The 16,752-nt window shown below is 70.9% G+C and carries 17 protein-coding genes and 1 pseudogene; 10 read left to right on the top strand and 8 right to left on the bottom strand.

Annotated features, from left to right (window positions below; genetic code table 11):
- Positions 1-946, top strand: a 946-nt coding sequence (locus VFW79_RS00540; protein ID WP_329675372.1) for a CCA tRNA nucleotidyltransferase, incomplete at its 5' end; no start/stop codon positions are given.
- Positions 947-979: 33 nt separating this feature from the next.
- On the opposite strand, the gene VFW79_RS00535 is transcribed toward VFW79_RS00540, so the two are convergent.
- The 4 genes from VFW79_RS00535 to VFW79_RS00520 form a co-directional block, all read right to left on the bottom strand.
- Positions 980-2,269 carry an MFS transporter gene (locus VFW79_RS00535; protein WP_329675371.1) on the bottom strand — a complete coding sequence of 430 codons (1,290 nt, stop codon included), beginning with the start codon at positions 2,267-2,269 and terminating at the stop codon, positions 980-982.
- Between the two features lie 387 nt (positions 2,270-2,656).
- Positions 2,657-2,941, bottom strand: a complete 285-nt coding sequence (locus VFW79_RS00530; RefSeq protein WP_329675370.1) for a DUF6457 domain-containing protein — start codon at positions 2,939-2,941, stop codon at positions 2,657-2,659.
- The gene (locus tag VFW79_RS00525; RefSeq protein WP_329675369.1) at positions 2,938-3,270 is read right to left on the bottom strand and encodes a carboxymuconolactone decarboxylase family protein; all 333 of its coding nucleotides are present in this window, start codon (positions 3,268-3,270) and stop codon (positions 2,938-2,940) included. The genes VFW79_RS00530 and VFW79_RS00525 overlap by 4 nt, the downstream gene beginning before the upstream one ends.
- A gap of 98 nt (positions 3,271-3,368) precedes the next feature.
- Positions 3,369-5,606 (bottom strand): MMPL family transporter, encoded by a 2,238-nt coding sequence (locus VFW79_RS00520; protein ID WP_329675368.1) that lies wholly within the window; start codon positions 5,604-5,606, stop codon positions 3,369-3,371.
- Between the two features lie 104 nt (positions 5,607-5,710).
- Here VFW79_RS00520 and VFW79_RS00515 point away from each other — a divergent pair, with 104 nt between their 5' ends.
- From VFW79_RS00515 to VFW79_RS00500, 4 genes are all read left to right on the top strand, one after another.
- On the top strand, positions 5,711-6,289 hold the full coding sequence (locus VFW79_RS00515; RefSeq protein WP_329675367.1) for a TetR/AcrR family transcriptional regulator: 579 nt from the start codon (positions 5,711-5,713) through the stop codon (positions 6,287-6,289).
- A 20-nt stretch (positions 6,290-6,309) separates the two neighbouring features.
- Positions 6,310-7,167 carry a carbohydrate kinase family protein gene (locus VFW79_RS00510; protein WP_329675366.1) on the top strand — a complete coding sequence of 286 codons (858 nt, stop codon included), beginning with the start codon at positions 6,310-6,312 and terminating at the stop codon, positions 7,165-7,167.
- 72 nt (positions 7,168-7,239) lie between these two features.
- Positions 7,240-7,728: a cyclic pyranopterin monophosphate synthase MoaC gene (moaC, locus tag VFW79_RS00505; protein ID WP_329675365.1), complete on the top strand. Its 489-nt coding sequence runs from the start codon at positions 7,240-7,242 to the stop codon at positions 7,726-7,728.
- 102 nt (positions 7,729-7,830) lie between these two features.
- Positions 7,831-8,886, top strand: a complete 1,056-nt coding sequence (locus VFW79_RS00500; RefSeq protein WP_329675364.1) for a 2,3-butanediol dehydrogenase — start codon at positions 7,831-7,833, stop codon at positions 8,884-8,886.
- Positions 8,887-8,903: 17 nt separating this feature from the next.
- Here VFW79_RS00500 and moeB read toward each other — a convergent pair whose 3' ends face one another.
- The 3 genes from moeB to VFW79_RS00485 form a co-directional block, all read right to left on the bottom strand.
- Positions 8,904-10,097, bottom strand: a complete 1,194-nt coding sequence (moeB, locus tag VFW79_RS00495) for a molybdopterin-synthase adenylyltransferase MoeB (protein ID WP_329675363.1) — start codon at positions 10,095-10,097, stop codon at positions 8,904-8,906.
- Positions 10,098-10,180: 83 nt separating this feature from the next.
- Complete coding sequence (locus tag VFW79_RS00490) at positions 10,181-11,260, bottom strand: inositol-3-phosphate synthase (RefSeq protein ID WP_329675362.1); 1,080 nt, start codon at positions 11,258-11,260, stop codon at positions 10,181-10,183.
- Positions 11,257-11,916, bottom strand: coding sequence for a PadR family transcriptional regulator (locus VFW79_RS00485; RefSeq protein ID WP_329675361.1), 660 nt, complete (start codon positions 11,914-11,916; stop codon positions 11,257-11,259). The genes VFW79_RS00490 and VFW79_RS00485 overlap by 4 nt, the downstream gene beginning before the upstream one ends.
- Positions 11,917-12,226: 310 nt before the next feature.
- Here VFW79_RS00485 and VFW79_RS00480 point away from each other — a divergent pair, with 310 nt between their 5' ends.
- From VFW79_RS00480 to rplI, 5 genes are all read left to right on the top strand, one after another.
- Entirely contained in the window at positions 12,227-14,620 is a 2,394-nt protein-coding gene (locus VFW79_RS00480) for a penicillin-binding protein (protein WP_329675360.1), read from the top strand.
- Between the two features lie 193 nt (positions 14,621-14,813).
- Entirely contained in the window at positions 14,814-15,107 is a 294-nt protein-coding gene (gene rpsF / locus VFW79_RS00475; RefSeq protein ID WP_109131323.1) for a 30S ribosomal protein S6, read from the top strand.
- Between the two features lie 72 nt (positions 15,108-15,179).
- Positions 15,180-15,722, top strand: coding sequence for a single-stranded DNA-binding protein (locus VFW79_RS00470; protein WP_329675359.1), 543 nt, complete (start codon positions 15,180-15,182; stop codon positions 15,720-15,722).
- A 90-nt stretch (positions 15,723-15,812) separates the two neighbouring features.
- On the top strand, positions 15,813-16,049 hold the full coding sequence (gene rpsR, locus VFW79_RS00465) for a 30S ribosomal protein S18 (protein ID WP_028045854.1): 237 nt from the start codon (positions 15,813-15,815) through the stop codon (positions 16,047-16,049).
- 15 nt (positions 16,050-16,064) lie between these two features.
- On the top strand, positions 16,065-16,514 hold the full coding sequence (gene rplI / locus VFW79_RS00460; protein ID WP_329675358.1) for a 50S ribosomal protein L9: 450 nt from the start codon (positions 16,065-16,067) through the stop codon (positions 16,512-16,514).
- 81 nt (positions 16,515-16,595) lie between these two features.
- On the opposite strand, the pseudogene VFW79_RS00455 reads toward rplI, so the two are convergent.
- Positions 16,596-16,752, bottom strand: a pseudogene (locus tag VFW79_RS00455) (MATE family efflux transporter); the annotation flags it as partial.

Here is a 16,752-nt window from a genome sequence, read left to right as displayed (position 1 = left end):
GGGAAAGCCGGAGGACTCCTTCTCCGACGACCCGCTGCGGATGATGCGGGCGGCACGCTTCGCGGCCCAGCTCGGCTTCACGGTCGCCCCCGAGGTGGTGGCGGCGATGACCGACATGGCGGATCGGATCACCATCGTCTCCGCCGAACGGGTGCGCGACGAGCTGGTCAAGCTGGTCTGCGCGCCGTGGCCACGGGCCGGGCTCACGCTCCTGGTCGACACCGGCCTGGCGGCGTACGTCCTGCCGGAGCTGCCCGCCCTCGCGCTCGAGCGCGACGAGCACCACCGGCACAAGGACGTCTACCAGCACACGCTCACCGTGCTCGAGCAGTCCATCGACCTCGAGGACCGGCTGGGGGGCGGGCCCGACTTCGTGTCGCGCTTCGCCGCCCTCATGCACGACGTGGGCAAGCCGAAGACCCGGAAGTTCATCGAGGACGGCACCGTCACCTTCCACCACCACGACGTGGTCGGGGCCAAGCTCACCCGCAAGCGGATGCAGGCGCTGCGGTTCTCCAGCGACGAGATCGCGGCGGTGGTCAAGCTGGTCGAGCTGCACCTGCGCTTCCACGGGTACGGCGAGGGCGGCTGGACCGACTCGGCCGTGCGCCGCTACGTCACCGACGCGGGGGACCTGCTCGAACGCCTGCACCGGCTCACGCGTTCCGACTGCACGACGCGCAACCGTCGCAAGGCGGACCGGCTGTCCGCCGCGTACGACGACCTCGAGGCGCGCATCGCCACGCTGCGCGAGCAGGAGGAGCTCCGCTCGATCCGGCCCGACCTCGACGGCGCGCAGATCATGGCGATCCTCGGCGTCCCCCCGGGGCCCGTCGTCGGGCAGGCATACAAGTACCTGCTCGAGGTGCGGATGGACCGCGGACCGCTCGGGGCGGACGACGCGCGCGAGGCGCTCCTGAGCTGGTGGGCCGACCAGCCCCACTGACGGCCGGGCTCTTGCTCGGGGCCGGGCCGCTGCTCAGGCGGCGAGGACCACCCCGCGGCGCGAACCCGCCAGGTACACGAAACCGGCGACGAGGTACGCGAGGGCGAGGGCGCCGAAGAGCCATGGGGAGTGGCCCGTGTCCGGCAGCGTGAACGCCGCGAGGGCGGCGGCGCCGACGAACGCGCCGTTGTAGAGGACGTCGTACAGGGCGAACGCGCGCCCCCGGAAGTCGTCGGCCGTGTCCCGCTGGACGATCGTGTCGACCGCGATCTTTGCTCCCTGCGCCGCGAGGCCCAGGCCCGTGGCGCCGATGATGACGGCGACGGTCGAGACCGTCACGGTGAGCACGACCTGGCTGACCGCTGCGAGGGTCATGCAGATCGCGATCCAGCGGTGCGGGCCTGTGGTCGGGCTGAAGATCGGCGTCAGGACGACCGCGAGGACGAACCCGGCGGCCGAGGCGCCCAGCGCGGTGGCGAACACCGCGAGTCCCGCGGCGGAGTCGGCCGGGTCGGCGAGCAGGTTGCGGGAGATGAGGATGAGCGCGATGAACGTGACGCCGTAGAGGAACCGGTGCGCGGCCATGACGCCCAGCGCCCACGCCGGCGTGCGGCGCGCGACGAGGTGCCGGGCGCCGGCGACGAGGCCGTGGGCGAGGCTCGACAGCGCGCGCCGCAGCTGGCGCGCGTCGGCGAGGGCGTCCGGGCCGAGCAGGTCACGCCCCATGCGCGTCGCGAGGGCCGCAGCCACGCCGAACACGAGGGCTGCGACCGTGAGGACCGACGCGTCCTTCGTGCGGCCCGGCTCGAGCGCGAGTCCCAGCACGAAGCCGATCGCTGCCCCGACGCCCGCCGCGACCGCGCCGAGGGTCGGCGTCACGGAGTTGGCGGTCAGGAGCAGCGGCCCGCGCACGACACGGGGGAGGCCAGCGGACAACGCCGACAGCAGGAAGCGGTTGATCGACAGGTCGAGGAGGGCGAGCACGTAGACCGTGGGCCCGACCCCCTGGGTCAGCAGGAGCAGCGCGATCACGAGCGTGATGACCACGCGCAGCATGTTGCCGAACGCGAGCACCTGACGCCGGCGCCACCGGTCGAGCAACACTCCGGCCCACGGGCCGACGATGGTGAACGGCAGCAGCAGCACCGCGAACGCCGACGCGACCCCGGTGGCGGTGCTCGCGCTCTCCGGGGAGAAGAAGAAGAGGGTCGCGAGCCCGACCTGGAACAGGCCGTCGCCGGCCTGGCTCACGAGCCGCACGGCGAAGAGCTTGCGGAAGTCGGGGAGCTGGAGCAGTTCCTTCAGCTCCTGGGTCACGCGCACCGCGCCACTGTAGCCGCGGGATCGGACGCAGGTCGGTGCGGGTCCGACTCCACAGATGAGCGCTGAGCCGCGTCTTAAGGGGGCAGGTACATCCGCAACGTCTCCAGGAGGATCCGATGAACAGGACCGACACGCCCACCACGGCCGCTCACTCGCGCCGCCGTCGTCTGCTGGCCGTCGGCGTCGTCGCCGCCGGCCTGTCCGTCGTCGCTGCCGGTGCCGGTACCGCCATGGCCGTCGCGCCCACCTCATCGCTGTCCAGGGCCGTCGCCAGCGCCCTGCACAACGCGGGCGGGACAGATGATCCTGGACGACGTGACGCTGCCCATCACCCCGGGCCAGGCCGCCAGCGCCGCCGGGCGCTGAGGTCCCGGACGCGCGACCGCGCTACGCCGGCCATCCGGTGACGAGCCGGTTCACGGCCGAGATGCGGTCGGCGACGGCCTGCGCCTGCACCGCAGGGTCGGCCGACGCGGTCGCGCTCGCAAGACCGACGAGGAACGCCGTCATCGGTGCACCGGGCCGGCTCGGTCCGTGCGCGACGTCGCGGATGAGATCGAGCAACCCCGTCGTGTTCGCGTCCATCACTGAGCGGTCGACCCCGAGCTCGGCGCACACGGCGTCGAGCCACGCATTCATGACCGCCATCTTGTCGCTCTCGTCGGCCGTCATGCCTGCTCTCCCACGACCTCGGTCATCCACTGCCACGCGGCGACGGTCGCCGGGAACCCGCGGGTCGTCATGGCGAGCAGGATCACCTGCTCGATCTCCGCGACGCTCGCGCCGGCCGACAGCGCCTTGCGCACGTTGGAGCGGACGGCGCCGTCCGCCTGGGCACCGACCGCGATCCCGAGCTTGACCAGTCGCTTCGTCTTCTCGTCGAGCGGTCCGGCCGCGTCGACAGCACGCGCCAGGGCGTCCTGGCCAGCGGCGACGCCAGTGAACCGCTCCCGGAAGCCCCGGTACACATCCGGGAGGTGATCGGACTGGATCTCGGGCATGCCAGGCTCCTCCGTGGCAGGACGTCCCCGCCTGACGACGGGGTTGCGCACGTGCGTCATCGTGGCACAGCGGGCATCCTCGACGTCCCTGCCGGGCGTCACGATGCCGGGTGCACCGACGTCCCGCTGAGAGTCGGGTCCTCCGCGAGTCCCCGCGTGAGCTGGGCCCCCTCGATGTCGACGGACGGCAACGCCCGGTCGAGCCAGCGCGGCAACCACCAGGCGGCGCTCCCGAGCAGCGTCATGGCCGCGGGGATGAGGGTCATCCGGACGATGAGCGCGTCGACGAGGATGCCGACGCCGAGCGCGAAGGCGATCGGGGCGATCGTCGTGCTCCCGCCGAAGACGAAGGCCACGAAGACGGACGCCATGATGATCGCGGCCGCGACGACCACCCTCGAACCGTGCTCGAACCCGACGATGACAGCGCGCCGCGCGGTCGCCCCGTGGACGAAGTCCTCCCGCATGCGCGAGACGAGGAACACCTCGTAGTCCATGGCCAGCCCGAACAGCACCCCGACGAGCAGCACCGGCATGAAGCTGAGCAGCGGACCCGGCCCGCTGACGTTGAACACGCCGGCGAGCCACCCCCACTGGTAGACCGCGACGGTCGCGCCGAACGACGCGGCGACCGACAGCAGGAACCCGATGGCCGCGGTGACCGGCACGAGGATCGACCGGAACGCGACCAGGAGCAGCACGAGCGCGAGCCCGACGACGAGCAGCAGGAACGTCGGCAGGGCCGAGGCGAGCTTCGCCGAGATGTCGATGTTCGCCGCCGCCGCCCCGGTGACCGTGATGTCCGCGCCCGTGGTCTTCTCGAGGTCGGCGCGCTCGGCCCGGATGGCATGGACGAGGGTCGCGGTCTGCTCGCTGTTGGGGCCGCCCGTCGGGATGACGGTGACGATCGCGGCATCCCCGGCCTGGTTGGGGATGGGGGGTGCGACGAGGGCGACGTCGGTGAGGGTGCCGAGTCGCTCGGCGACGGTCACGGCGGCCGCGGTCGCCCCGCCGGCGGGGGAGTCGACGAGGACGACGAGCGGCCCGTTGAACCCGGGTCCGAACGTGTCCGCCTGCAGGTCGTAGGCCTGGCGCGCGTGGGTGCTCGCGGGGAACTGGCTGGCGTCGGGCAGGCCGAGGCGCAGGCTCAGGGAGGGGATCGCGAGGGTGCCGATGACGACGATCCCGGCGACCAGCACCATGACGGGGTGACCGGTGACGAGCCGGCCCCAGCGGCTGGCGACGATCGCGTCGTCGTCCTCGTTGTCCGCCGCGCGGGCGCGACGCGGGGTCAGGCGCGTGCCCGCAAAGCCGAGCAGGGCGGGCAGCAGCGTGATCGCGATGAGCACGGCGACCGCGACGGTCGCCGCGGCGGCGATGCCCATGGTGCCGAGGAAGGGGATCCCGACGACGGTCAGACCAGCCGACGCGATGATCACCGTGACGCCCGCGAAGACGACGGCGCTGCCGGCCGTCCCGACCGCGCGCCCGCCGGCGTCGAGCGGGGTGCTGCCCTCGGCGAGGAGGGTGCGGTACCGCGACAGGATGAACAGCGCATAGTCGATGCCGACCGCGAGCCCGAGCATCAGGGCGAGCGCGAGGGTCGCGGAGGACACGTCGGTGAACGCCGCGACGCCGAGGATGCCGGCTGCGCCGATGGCCACGCCGAGGAGCGCGGTGACGATCGGCATGCCGGCCGCGAGGAGCGAGCCCAGCGTCACCACGAGGACGACGAGGGCGGCGAGCAGCCCGACGGACTCGGTGCCGGAGATGATCTTGAGCGCGGGGTCGAACGGTCCGCCGCTGATCGTGGCGCGCCAGCCGCTGTCCTGAGCGGCCTTGACCACGGCCTCGAGGGCGGTGACGGTGGCCGCCGGGACGTCCGCCGTCGGCGCGGCGAGCTGCACGTCCGCGTAGAGGGCGGAGCCGTTCGGGGCGATCGTCCGGGCGGTGAACGGGTCGCTCACGCCGGTGACGCCGTCGACTGCCCCGGCCTGGGCGAGGATCGCGCCGGCCGCCTGCGCCGTCGTCGGGTCCATGACCGTGGTGCCTGCGGGAGGAGCCAGGATCACGCGCGCAGTGGCAGGTGTGGCCGTGGCCCCGTCGTGGCCGCCCAGCGACGCGGCCTCCTGGGCGAACTGGCTGCCGAACCGCTCGGCGAGAACCTTCTGCGCCTGGGCCGACTCGGTGCCCGGGATGGAGAACGAGTCCGAGAACGTCCCGCCGCCGGTGACGGCCGCCGTCCCGATGCCGGCCAGCACGAGCAGCCATGCGAGCAGCACGTACCACCGGCGCCGCATGGAGAACCGGCCGAGCCGGTAGAGAGCAGTAGCCACAAGATCCTCGTCTCCTGAAGTCCAACAGACGTAGGATACCCGACAGGTGTTGTCCGACAAGACGAGGCAGACTGGACCTCACGAGCTCGGAAGGAGGGCAGGACATGGCAACGACGCAGCTGGACCCGCGCATCGCGCGAACCCGTCGCATGCTCCAGGCTGCCCTCCTCGACCTGGCGCGTGAGCAGCCGCTCGACGAGATCACGGTGGCCGAGATCGCCGACCGCGCCGAGGTGAACCGCAGCTCCTTCTACCAGCACTACAGCGACAAGGAGACCCTGCTCGCGGACGCGCTCGACGCCCAGGCCGCCGCTGTCGGTGCCGACCTCAGCTCGCTCGATGCCGCCGCACTCCCCGGGGACACCGCTCCACCGGAGCTCGTGGTGCGCTACACGCGCCACGTGCACGCGCATGCCGCGCTCTACCGTCTGGCACTCGGGGAGCACGGCTCGTCGATCGCCGTCGCGCGCCTGCGGAACCGGATCGCCGCGGTGGCCATGACCGGGTACGCGCAGTACGGCCAGGGCGAGGCGGACCTGGGGATGCCGGTCGAGATCGCCGCGGCCTCCGTCGCGGGGTCGCTGCTCGGCATGCTCATCGCGTGGCTCGAGTCGACCGATCCCGCGCCGCCCGAGCAGGTCGCCGTCTGGATCTGGAACGCCCTCGCACGACCGCACTGCTAGGTACCCCTCGAAGGAGTCGCATGACCGAGGTCGTCGTCGTCGGACCGGCGTCGTGGAACCAGATCGTCTCGCTCGACGCGCTCCCCGAGCCGGTGCCCCACATGGTGTTCGCTCGCGGCAGCCACGAGACGATCGGGGGCACATCGGCCGGCAAGGCGCTGCACCTCGTCGAGGTCGGGCGTGACGTCCTGCTGCACACGGTGGTCGGGACGGACGCCGCCGCTGGGCGCATCACGTCAAGGCTCCGCGACGCGGGGGTGCCGCTCGTCCTCGCGGTCGCCGAGGGCCCGAGCGAGCGCCACCTCAACCTCATGGATCCCGACGGGGGTCGGGTGTCGATCTACCTGTCGCTCCCCTCAGAGGTCCCCGCCCGCGACCCGCACGTCGTCGCCGAGATGGCGGTGGCCCGCGCCGTCGTGCTCGACCTCTCCGGGCACTCGCGCGCCCTGATCGACGACGCCGTGGCGACCGGGGTCCCGATCTGGACGGACCTGCACGACTACGACGGCAGCGCGGAGTTCCACCGGCCCTTCCTCGCCGCCGCGTCGTACGTCTTCATGAACGCCGACCGGATCGGCGACGACCCGGTCGCGTTCCTGCACGAGGTGGTCGACGACGGCGCGGTGCTCGCGGTGTGCACGCTCGGAGCGCGCGGAGCCGTCGCGGTGGACGCGAACCACGAGGTGCACACGGTCGAGGCTGTCCCGGTCGAGCGGGTGGTGGACACGAACGGTGCCGGTGACGCCTTCATGGCCGGGGTGCTCGCAGCGACCCTCGACGGGGCATCGACGCCCGACGCCCTCCGCGCGGGTGCGGTCCAGGCGGCCCGGGCACTCGGCTCGGAGCACCTGAGCGCGCTGCTCGACGAGCGTGGGTAGTGTCGGCCCAGCCGGGCGGACGGGTGCCAGGCGCACCGCACCGGCGACCCGAGAGACGCAAGGAGAACGACTGTGACTGAGCACGGCGAGCTGACGCACGTGGACGCGCGGGGTGCCGCGCGCATGGTCGACGTCAGCGCCAAGGAGGTCACGGTCCGCAGCGCGACCGCGAGCGGGTTCGTGCACACGACCGCGCACGTCGTCTCGCTCCTGCGGGGCGAGGGTGTCCCGAAGGGCGACGCGCTGGCGGTCGCGCGCATCGCGGGCATCCAGGCGGCCAAGCGCACGCCCGATCTCGTGCCCCTGTGCCACCCCATCGCGATCCATGGCGTCGTCGTCGACCTCGACGTCACCGACGCGGGCGTCGCGATCCAGGCGACGGTCCGGACGGCCGACCGGACGGGCGTCGAGATGGAGGCCCTCACCTGCGTGGCGGCCGCCGGCCTGACGCTCATCGACATGGTCAAGGCCGTCGACCGCGCCGCGGTCATCACCGACATCCGCGTCGAGGAGAAGACCGGCGGCCGGAGCGGCACCTGGCGGCGCAACCCCGACGAGTGACCAGCCCCGCGTGCCGCGAGCCGCGGCGGTAGCGTGAACGACGGTACGTGCGGCAGCCGGCGAACCCCTCGAGGCCCGCACGGCCGGACAGGAGTGCACGCCATGCGAGCAGCCCGATTCCACGCGCAGAAGGACGTCCGGATCGAGGACATCCCGGAGCCCGTCACGCAGCCGGGGACGGCCAAGATCAAGGTCGCGTGGTGCGGCATCTGCGGTACGGACCTCCACGAGTACCTCGAAGGCCCGATCTTCATCCCCGCCCCGGGTCACCCCCATCCCCTCGCCGGCGAGGAACCCCCGGTCACGCTGGGGCACGAGTTCTCGGGCACCGTCGTCGAGATCGGTGACGGGGTCGACGACCTCGACGTCGGGGACAACGTGGTGGTCGAGCCGTACTTCACGTGCGGCGAGTGCGCCCAGTGCCTCGCCGGCAACTACCACCTGTGCGTCAAGATGGGGTTCATCGGCCTGGCCGGCGGTGGTGGCGGGCTGAGCGAGGCCATCGTGGTGAAGCGCCAGTGGATCCACAAGATCGGCGACATCCCCCTCGACGAGGCCGCGCTGATCGAGCCCCTCTCCGTGGGGCACCACGCCGTGACCCGCAGCGGCGCCAAGCCGGGCGACGTCGCGCTGATCGGCGGCGCCGGGCCCATCGGGCTGCTGACGGCGGCGGTGCTCAAGGGCCTCGGGGTGACGACGATCATCAGCGAGCTCAGCGAGGCCCGCAAGGCCAAGGCGCTGAGCAGCGGGGTCGCCGACCACGTCCTGGACCCCAGCAGCGAGGACGTCCCGACCCGTGTCCTCGAGCTCACGGGTGGCGTCGGGGCGGACGTCGCCTTCGAGTGCGCCGGCGTCGACGTCGTGCTCGACACCCTGTTGACGGCGCTCAAGCCGACGGGCGTGCTCGTGAACGTCTCCATCTGGGGACACAGGGCGACCGTCGACATGCAGAAGCTGGTCCTCAAGGAGATCGACCTCCGCGGCACGATCGCTTATGTGCGGGACCACGAGGCCGTGATCAAGCTCGTCCAGGACGGCAAGATCGACCTCAAGCCGTTCATCACCGGTCGGATCGACCTCGCCGACCTGATCACCCAGGGTTTCGACACGCTGATCCACCACAACGACACCGCGGTGAAGATCCTCGTCCACCCGTAGCCCGGACGCCCCGCCGCTCAGTAGCGCGGCTTGTGGGGCTCCACGAGGTCGACCCACGCGAGCACCCCGCCGTCAAGGTGCCGCGCGTCAAGCCCACGCGCGGTCGCGAGGGCCAGCACCTCGGCCGACCGCACGCCCGACCGGCAGTGCAGGATCAGCTCCCGGTCGGGGTCGACGAGGGCGAACGCTGATCCGTCGAGGAACCCGGCGCGCGGCACGAGCCGCGCGCCGGGGATCGCGACGAGCGCGTGCTCGGCGGGTTCGCGCACGTCGACGAGGTCGAAGTCGTCGGCGCCGCGGTCGCGCGCGGCGAGCCGTTCCGCGAGCCGCGGAGCGGAGATCGTGCGGAGGGCGTCGTCCGACGCGGTCGCCGCCGCGGCCGGGATGCCGCACGCGATCGCGATGTCCTCGAGGCGTCCGGCCGGCGCGCGGTGCGGGTCGGGCCGGACCGGGATCTCGCGCCACCGTGCGCTCAGAGCGTCGAACGTGAGCAGGCGGCCCAGCAACGGCTCGCCGAGCCCCGTGATGAGCTTGACGGCCTCGTTCGCCATGACCGAGCCGATCGCCGCGCACAGGACGCCGAGCACACCGCCCTCCGCGCACGACGGCACGGTGCCGGGCGCCGGCGGGTTCGGGAACACGTCGCGGTACTGCACGCCCGCGACCCCGCTGTCTGCGGGGGGGTCGGCCCAGAACACGGTCGTCTGGCCGTCGAACCGGAGGATCGAGCCCCACACGCAGGGCTTGCCGAGCAGCGCGCACGCGTCGTTCACGAGGTACCGGGTCGCGAAGTTGTCGGCGCCGTCCAGGACCAGGTCGTACCCGGCGAGGATCTCGAGCGCGTTCGACGCGTCGAGCCGGACGTGGTGCGTCACGACGTCGACGAGCGTGTTGACGGACCGGATCGCGTCGCGCGCGCTGTCGACCTTCGCCCGGCCGACGTCGTCGGACCCGTGGATGACCTGCCGCTGGAGGTTCGACAGCTCGACGTCGTCGTCGTCGACGACCCCGAGGGTCCCGACGCCCGCGGCCGCGAGATAGAGCAGGGCAGGGGAGCCGAGACCGCCCGCGCCGACGACCAGCACCCGGGCGTTCTTGAGCCGGCGCTGCCCGTCGAGACCGAGGCCGGGGATGATCACGTGCCGCGCGTAGCGCGCCAGCTCGGCTGGGCTCAGGCCGTCGGCAGGTTCGACGAGGGGTGGCAGCGGCACAGCGCCACGGTACGCCGGACGGGCGAGGGCCCCGGCGAGACGTGCTCGCCGGGGCCCTCGACCTGCCTACAGGATGCTGCTGGTCAGCGCTCGACCTCGCCGCGGATGAAGGCCTCGACGAGCTTGCGCCCGTCCTGGTCCTCGTGCTGGACCGGCGGCGACTTCATGAAGTACGTCGACGCGGACAGGATCGGGCCGCCGATGCCGCGGTCCTTGGCGATCTTCGCGGCGCGGACGGCGTCGATGATGATGCCGGCCGAGTTGGGGGAGTCCCAGACCTCGAGCTTGTACTCGAGGTTCAGGGGCACCTCGCCGAACGCGCGACCCTCGAGGCGGACGTAGGCCCACTTGCGGTCGTCGAGCCACTGGATGTAGTCCGACGGGCCGATGTGCACGTTGCGCGGCTCGAGCTTGTGCTCCATGTTCGACGTGACCGACTGCGTCTTGGAGATCTTCTTCGACTGCAGGCGGTCGCGCTCCAGCATGTTCTTGAAGTCCATGTTGCCGCCGACGTTCAGCTGGTACGTGCGGTCGAGGATGACGCCACGGTCCTCGAACAGACGCGCGAGCACGCGGTGCGTGATGGTCGCGCCGACCTGCGACTTGATGTCGTCGCCGACGATCGCGACGCCGGCCGCCTCGAACTTCGCAGCCCACTCGGGGTCGGACGCGATGAAGACGGGCAGGGCGTTGACGAACGCGACCTTGGCGTCGATGGCGCACTGCGCGTAGAACTTGTCGGCGATCTCCGAGCCCACCGGGAGGTAGGAGACGAGCACGTCGACCTTGCGGTCCTTGAGGATCTGCACGATGTCGACCGGCTCGGCGTCCGAGGCCTCGATGGTCTCGGAGTAGTACTTGCCGAGGCCGTCGTAGGTGTGGCCGCGCTGGACGGTCACGCCGAGCGGCGGGACGTCGGCGAACTTGATCGTGTTGTTCTCGGAGGCGCCGATGGCCTCCGACAAGTCGAAGCCGACCTTCTTGGCGTCGACGTCGAACGCGGCGACGAACTCGAGGTCGCGCACGTGGTACGGGCCGAACTGCACGTGCATGAGGCCGGGCACGGTGCTGCTCGGGTCGGCGTCGGCGTAGTAGTGGACGCCCTGGATCAGCGACGCGGCGCAGTTGCCGACGCCGACGATGGCGACGCGGATGGAAGTCATCCTCGCTCCTTCTCGGTGGTGTCTGCCGGGACGGTGTGTGCGCCGTCGTCAGCATGGGGGATGTCGACAACGGCCGGTCGGCCGGTGCCAGGGGTACGGACGCGGTCGTTGCCGCGCTCGTTGTCGATGAGCCCGTCAAGCCAGCGGACCTCGCGCTCGACCTGCTCGAGGCCGTGCCGCTGGAGCTCGAGCGTGTACTCGTCCATGCGCTCGCGGGTCCGGGTGAACGACTGCCGGATCGTCTCGAGCCGCTCGGTGAGCCGGCTGCGCCGACCCTCCAGGATCCGCAGCCGGGTCTCGGCGTCGGTCTGCGCGAAGAACGCGAAGCGGACGTCGAAGTTCTCGTCCTCCCACGTGGCGGGGCCCGACGAGGAGAGGATCTCCTGGAACTTCTCCTTGCCGTCCGCGGTCAGCTCGTAGACGATGCGGGCCCGCTTGCCGGCCAGCGCGTGCGGCGGTGCCGCGTGGGAGTCGGAGCCGACGATCCAGCCCTGCTCGACGAGCGAGCGCAGGCACGGGTACAGCGAGCCGTACGACAGAGCCCGGAACGAGCCGAGCACGACGTTCAGGCGCTTGCGCAGCTCATAGCCGTGCATCGGCGTCTGGTGGAGCAGGCCGAGGATGGCCGGCTCGAGGACGTCGGAGCGTCCGCGCACGTGCCACCTCCTGCTGGTCTGCCCTAGGGTCTTGACTCACAGCCCGCCGCAGAGCAGCGCGCTCGATGTATCGAATGGATACATCGCCACACTACGTCCGGGTGACCCGCACGGCAAGTACCTGACGGTTCGACCCGGTGTGTGCGCGTCGCTGCGAGCGGCGGATCGGTGCCGATCATGTGAAGGTGGTGGCCCCGGGGCCGCCGTTCGACAGCCCGAGCAGCGGGGTCCTCCATACTGAACCGGCAGTCACGTCCCAGCCCTCGGCCGACCTGGCTGCGGACCGGATCGTCAGCAGGAAGGCAGTGCGTTGGCAGGCACGAACCGTCGGGCAGCACAGCCCACGAGACGCAGCGCGTCGCGCGCAGCAGCGACCCCGAAGCGACCTCGTCGGTTCTTCGACTACCCCCGGCACGGCTACCACGGCCTGCACCGGTGGCTCCCGTCGTGGCGCTTCCTGGTCGGCACCTTCCTCACCGTCTGCTTCCTCGGCCTCGGCGCGGTCGTCGCGGCCTACGCGCTCACCCCGATCCCCGACCCGGCCGACGACACCTCGAAGCAGGTGTCGACCGTCTACTACGCGAACAACCCCGACGGGTCGCCCGGCGAGGTCATGGGGACGTTCGCCGTCCAGCGGCGCGAGATCGTCGACTTCGCCACCCTGCCCGACTACGTCGGCAACGCGGTCGTCTCGGGCGAGGACCGCACCTTCTGGAAGAACAGCGGCGTGTCGATCACCGGGACCGCGCGCGCGTTCGTCAACAACATCCGGGGCGGTGCCACGCAGGGCGGCTCGACCCTCACGCAGCAGTACGCCGAGCGGTACTACACGTCGGGCACGACGAAGGACTACATCGGCAAGGCCAAGGAGGCGATGCTCGCGATCAAGATCTCGCGCGAGCAGGACAAGAAGGTCATCCTCGGCAACTATCTGAACACGATCTACTTCGGCCGCGACTCGTACGGCATCCAGGTCGCTGCCCGGACCTACTTCGGCGTCGCCGCCAAGGACCTGACGATCCCGCAGGCCGCGCTGCTCGCTGCGATCATCCCGTCGCCCAACAACTGGGACCCCGCCAAGAGCCCCGACAAGGCTCTGGCGAAGTGGAAGGTCGTCCTCGAGCACATGGTCGCCGACGGGCACATCACCCAGGCCGACTACGACGCGACGCTGGCCGGCGGTCTGCCGCCGACGATCGAGTACAAGCGCTCCAACACCCTCAAGGGCGTCAACGGCTACATCCTCGAGCGTGTGCGCAACGAGCTCACCACGAGCGGGGCCTTCAAGGACGAGGACATCGACACCAAGGGCCTGACGATCATCACGACGATCGAGAAGCCGGTGCAGGACGCCGCGGTGGCCGCGGTCGGTGGTCTGCTCGACGGGACCCTCGCAGGTGCTCAGCCCAACCCGAAGCTCCGGGTGGCAGTCGTCTCGATCCGCCCGCAGACCGGTGCCATCGTCTCCATGTACGGCGGGCCCGACCTGCTGACGGACGCGGCCAACACCGTGACGTTCGACGCCATCCAGGCGGGCTCGACGTTCAAGCCGTTCGCGCTCATCGCCGCGCTCCAGGAGGGCGTGCCGCTCACGACGACGTTCAACGGCAAGAGCCCCCAGACGTTCGGTGACTGGCCCGTGGGGAACTTCAGCAACGACCAGTTCGGGAACATCGACCTGGTGAAGGCCACCGAGCAGTCGGTGAACACTGTCTACGCGCAGCTCAACCTGCAGATCGGCCCTGAGAAGACAGCCGCGGTGGCCAAGGAGGCCGGTGTCACGACGGATGTCACGCCCAACCGGGCCAACGTCCTGGGGACCGACTCGGTGCACCCGCTCGACATGGCGAGCGCGTATGCGACCATCGCGGCACAGGGCACCTACTCCACGCCGTTCATCGTCAGCGAGGTCCGGTACCTCAAGGACGACAGCGTGGCCTACAAGGGTGAGCAGGCGCACCAGCAGCGGTTCGCGCCCGACGTGATGGCCGACGCGACGTTCGCGATGCAGCAGGTCGTGCAGAACGGTTCCGCGAAGCAGTGGGTCAAGCCGCTCGGCCGACCCATCGCAGGCAAGACGGGCACCAACCAGACCAGCCAGTCGGCGTGGTTCGTGGGCTTCACCCCGGAGATCTCGACGGCTGTCGCGCTCAGCCAGGTCGGCGGCGACTCCGGGCACGACCCCGTGACGATCGACCCGTTCGGGAAGTCCGGCGGGCGAACGGTGAAGACCGTCACCGGTGGCACCTGGCCGGCCGCGCTGTGGGCGTCCTACATGAAGCCGGTGCTGGCCATGGCGCCGTACTCGAACGAGACACCGTTCCCGGCCCGCGCGAACGTCGGCAAGGGTGCAACGCCGACGGCGACCCCGACCGCCACCCCGACGGACACCGCACCGCCCGTCGCGACGCAGGCACCGGCGGCCCAGGTCGCGGTTCCGAGCGGCCTCGAGGGCAAGCTCCAGTCGGACGCGGAGGCGGCGGTGCTCAATGCCGGGCTGCAGCCGGCGGTGGCCAAGGAGTCGTCGGCCACCGTGCCGGCCGGCAAGGTCGTCCGTGTCGACCCGGCAGCAGGCACGATGCTCGATCCGCAGGGCGTCGTGACCCTCGTCGTCTCGACCGGCCCGCCGCCCGTCGCCACCCCGGCGCCGACGGTCGCACCCGCGCCGACGGCCACGCCTGCGGTCACGGCCGCCGCAGGATGACGAGTCCCCGGTTCGGACCAGGGGTCCGGACCGGGTAGCCTGGAACACTGCTGTGCCCACCGGTCGTCGGCGCCTATCGTCGTCGGCCACGGGCAGCACCCCCGCGAGGCGCAAGCCGGACGAGGGTGCAGCGACGCACGATAACCCTCCTGTCACGGACAGACCGTGACCGTTGAGACCAGAGGAGGTGGGTATGAGCCTGCGTCAGTACGAGATCATGATCATCCTCGATCCCGAGATCGAGGAGCGCACAGTCGCTCCCTCGCTCGACAAGTACCTGACCGTCATCAAGAACGATGGCGGCACGGTCGACAAGGTCGACATCTGGGGCAAGCGCCGCCTGGCGTACGACATCCAGAAGAAGTCCGAAGGCATCTACGCGGTCGTCGACTTCACGTCGTCGCCTGCGACCGCCAAGGAGCTCGACCGTCAGCTGGGCCTCAACGAGGTCGTGCTGCGCACCAAGGTCCTCCGCGCCGACGCCTGAGCGTCGGACCACGTGAGTAGCCTGCGCATCAACTGAACGTCTCAGACGAAATCTCTTGTACGAGGAGCTGGCATGGCTGGTGAGACCGTCATCACGGTGATCGGGAACCTGACCGGGGACCCGGAGCTGCGCTTCACCCCTTCGGGTGCTGCTGTCGCGAACTTCACCGTGGCATCCACTCCGCGCACGTTCGACCGTCAGACGAACGAGTGGAAGGACGGCGACACGCTGTTCCTCCGCTGCTCGATCTGGCGGGAGGCAGCCGAGTCGGTCGCCGAGTCGCTCACCAAGGGCATGCGCGTCATTGCGACGGGCAGGCTCGTGCAGCGCTCGTACGACACTCGCGAGGGCGAGAAGCGCACCGTCGTCGAGCTCCAGGTCGACGAGGTCGGCCCGTCCCTGCGCTACGCCAGCGCCAAGGTCACCCGGACCCAGCGGTCCGGTGGCGGCGGTGGCGGGTTCGGCGCAGGCGGCGGTGGCGGCTTCAACGGCGGTGGCGGCGGGGGTGGCAGCTTCGGCGGCTCCTCCGGCGGTCAGCAGGACGACCCGTGGGCCACGCCGGCCCCCGGCGGTTCTGCGAGCACTGGCGGCTTCTCCGACGAGCCCCCGTTCTGATCGACTGACCGACGTTCGGCACCACTGACACACCATCCCGGGGTATGGCAACGCCCCGGGCTCCAGCACTTCATGACAAGGAGCACCGCGATGGCCAAGGCCGTTGTCCGCAAGCCTAAGAAGAAGCTCAACCCGCTCAAGGCGGCGAAGATCGACGTCGTCGACTACAAGGACACTGCGCTCCTGCGCAAGTTCATCTCCGACCGCGGAAAGATCCGTGCGCGCCGGGTGACCGGTGTGTCCACGCAGGAGCAGCGTGCGATCGCACGTGCAGTCAAGAACGCCCGCGAGATGGCACTCCTGCCGTACTCGTCGTCCGCACGCTGAGAAGGAGGTAACCCCATGGCCAAGCTCATTCTGACCCACGAGGTCACCGGTCTCGGCGAGCCCGGCGACGTCGTCGAGGTGAAGGACGGGTACGCCCGGAACTTCCTCGTCCCGCGCAGCCTCGCGACCAACTGGTCCAAGGGTGCCGAGAAGGAGATCACGGCGATCCGTCAGGCCCGCAAGTCGCGCGAGATCGCTTCGCTCGACGAGGCCAAGGCCGCTCGTGACTCGCTCCAGGCGAAGCCCGTCGTCGTGACCGCGAAGGCCGGCGACTCCGGTCGCCTGTTCGGCGCTGTCACGACCGCCGAGATCGCCGCGGCCGTCAAGGCCACCGGCGGTCAGTCGATCGACCGTCGCAAGATCGAGATCGGTCAGCCGATCAAGTCGGTCGGGGAGTACAAGGTGCAGCTTCGGATGCACCCGGAGGTCTCCGCGACCATCACGGTCAACGTCGTCGCCGGCTGAGCTCACCCTCACCGGCTCGACCAGCACGTCCAGGACGCCGGCACCCTTCGGGGTGTCGGCGTCCTGCCGTTGTCGGGCGCGTCAGGCGCCGACGGTGGTCCAGGCGTCGCCGCGGGCGCGCAGACCTGTCGTGAGCGCGCGGGCGAGCATGAACGCGCCAGCGAAGGCTGCCCAGAGCCAGGCGAGTCCGACGGCTCCGTCCGGCGCCCACGTCCGCACGGCGAGCAGGCACGGGACG

The organism is Cellulomonas sp. (genome assembly GCF_036279715.1).
Taxonomy (GTDB): domain Bacteria; phylum Actinomycetota; class Actinomycetes; order Actinomycetales; family Cellulomonadaceae; genus Cellulomonas_A.
This window is presented reverse-complemented; position numbering and strand designations above follow the sequence as displayed.

Excerpts from the sequence above, each read along its gene's own strand:
- VFW79_RS00500 (WP_329675364.1), top strand. The coding sequence starts at position 7,831 with ATGCGAGCAGCCCGATTCCACGCGCAGAAGGACGTCCGGATCGAGGAC.
- VFW79_RS00525 (WP_329675369.1), bottom strand. The coding sequence starts at position 3,270 with ATGCCCGAGATCCAGTCCGATCACCTCCCGGATGTGTACCGGGGCTTC.
- rpsR (WP_028045854.1), top strand. The coding sequence starts at position 15,813 with ATGGCCAAGGCCGTTGTCCGCAAGCCTAAGAAGAAGCTCAACCCGCTC.
- rpsF (WP_109131323.1), top strand. The coding sequence starts at position 14,814 with ATGAGCCTGCGTCAGTACGAGATCATGATCATCCTCGATCCCGAGATC.
- VFW79_RS00530 (WP_329675370.1), bottom strand. The coding sequence starts at position 2,941 with ATGACGGCCGACGAGAGCGACAAGATGGCGGTCATGAATGCGTGGCTC.
- VFW79_RS00490 (WP_329675362.1), bottom strand. The coding sequence starts at position 11,260 with ATGACTTCCATCCGCGTCGCCATCGTCGGCGTCGGCAACTGCGCCGCG.
- VFW79_RS00470 (WP_329675359.1), top strand. The coding sequence starts at position 15,180 with ATGGCTGGTGAGACCGTCATCACGGTGATCGGGAACCTGACCGGGGAC.
- VFW79_RS00515 (WP_329675367.1), top strand. The coding sequence starts at position 5,711 with ATGGCAACGACGCAGCTGGACCCGCGCATCGCGCGAACCCGTCGCATG.
- VFW79_RS00510 (WP_329675366.1), top strand. The coding sequence starts at position 6,310 with ATGACCGAGGTCGTCGTCGTCGGACCGGCGTCGTGGAACCAGATCGTC.
- rplI (WP_329675358.1), top strand. The coding sequence starts at position 16,065 with ATGGCCAAGCTCATTCTGACCCACGAGGTCACCGGTCTCGGCGAGCCC.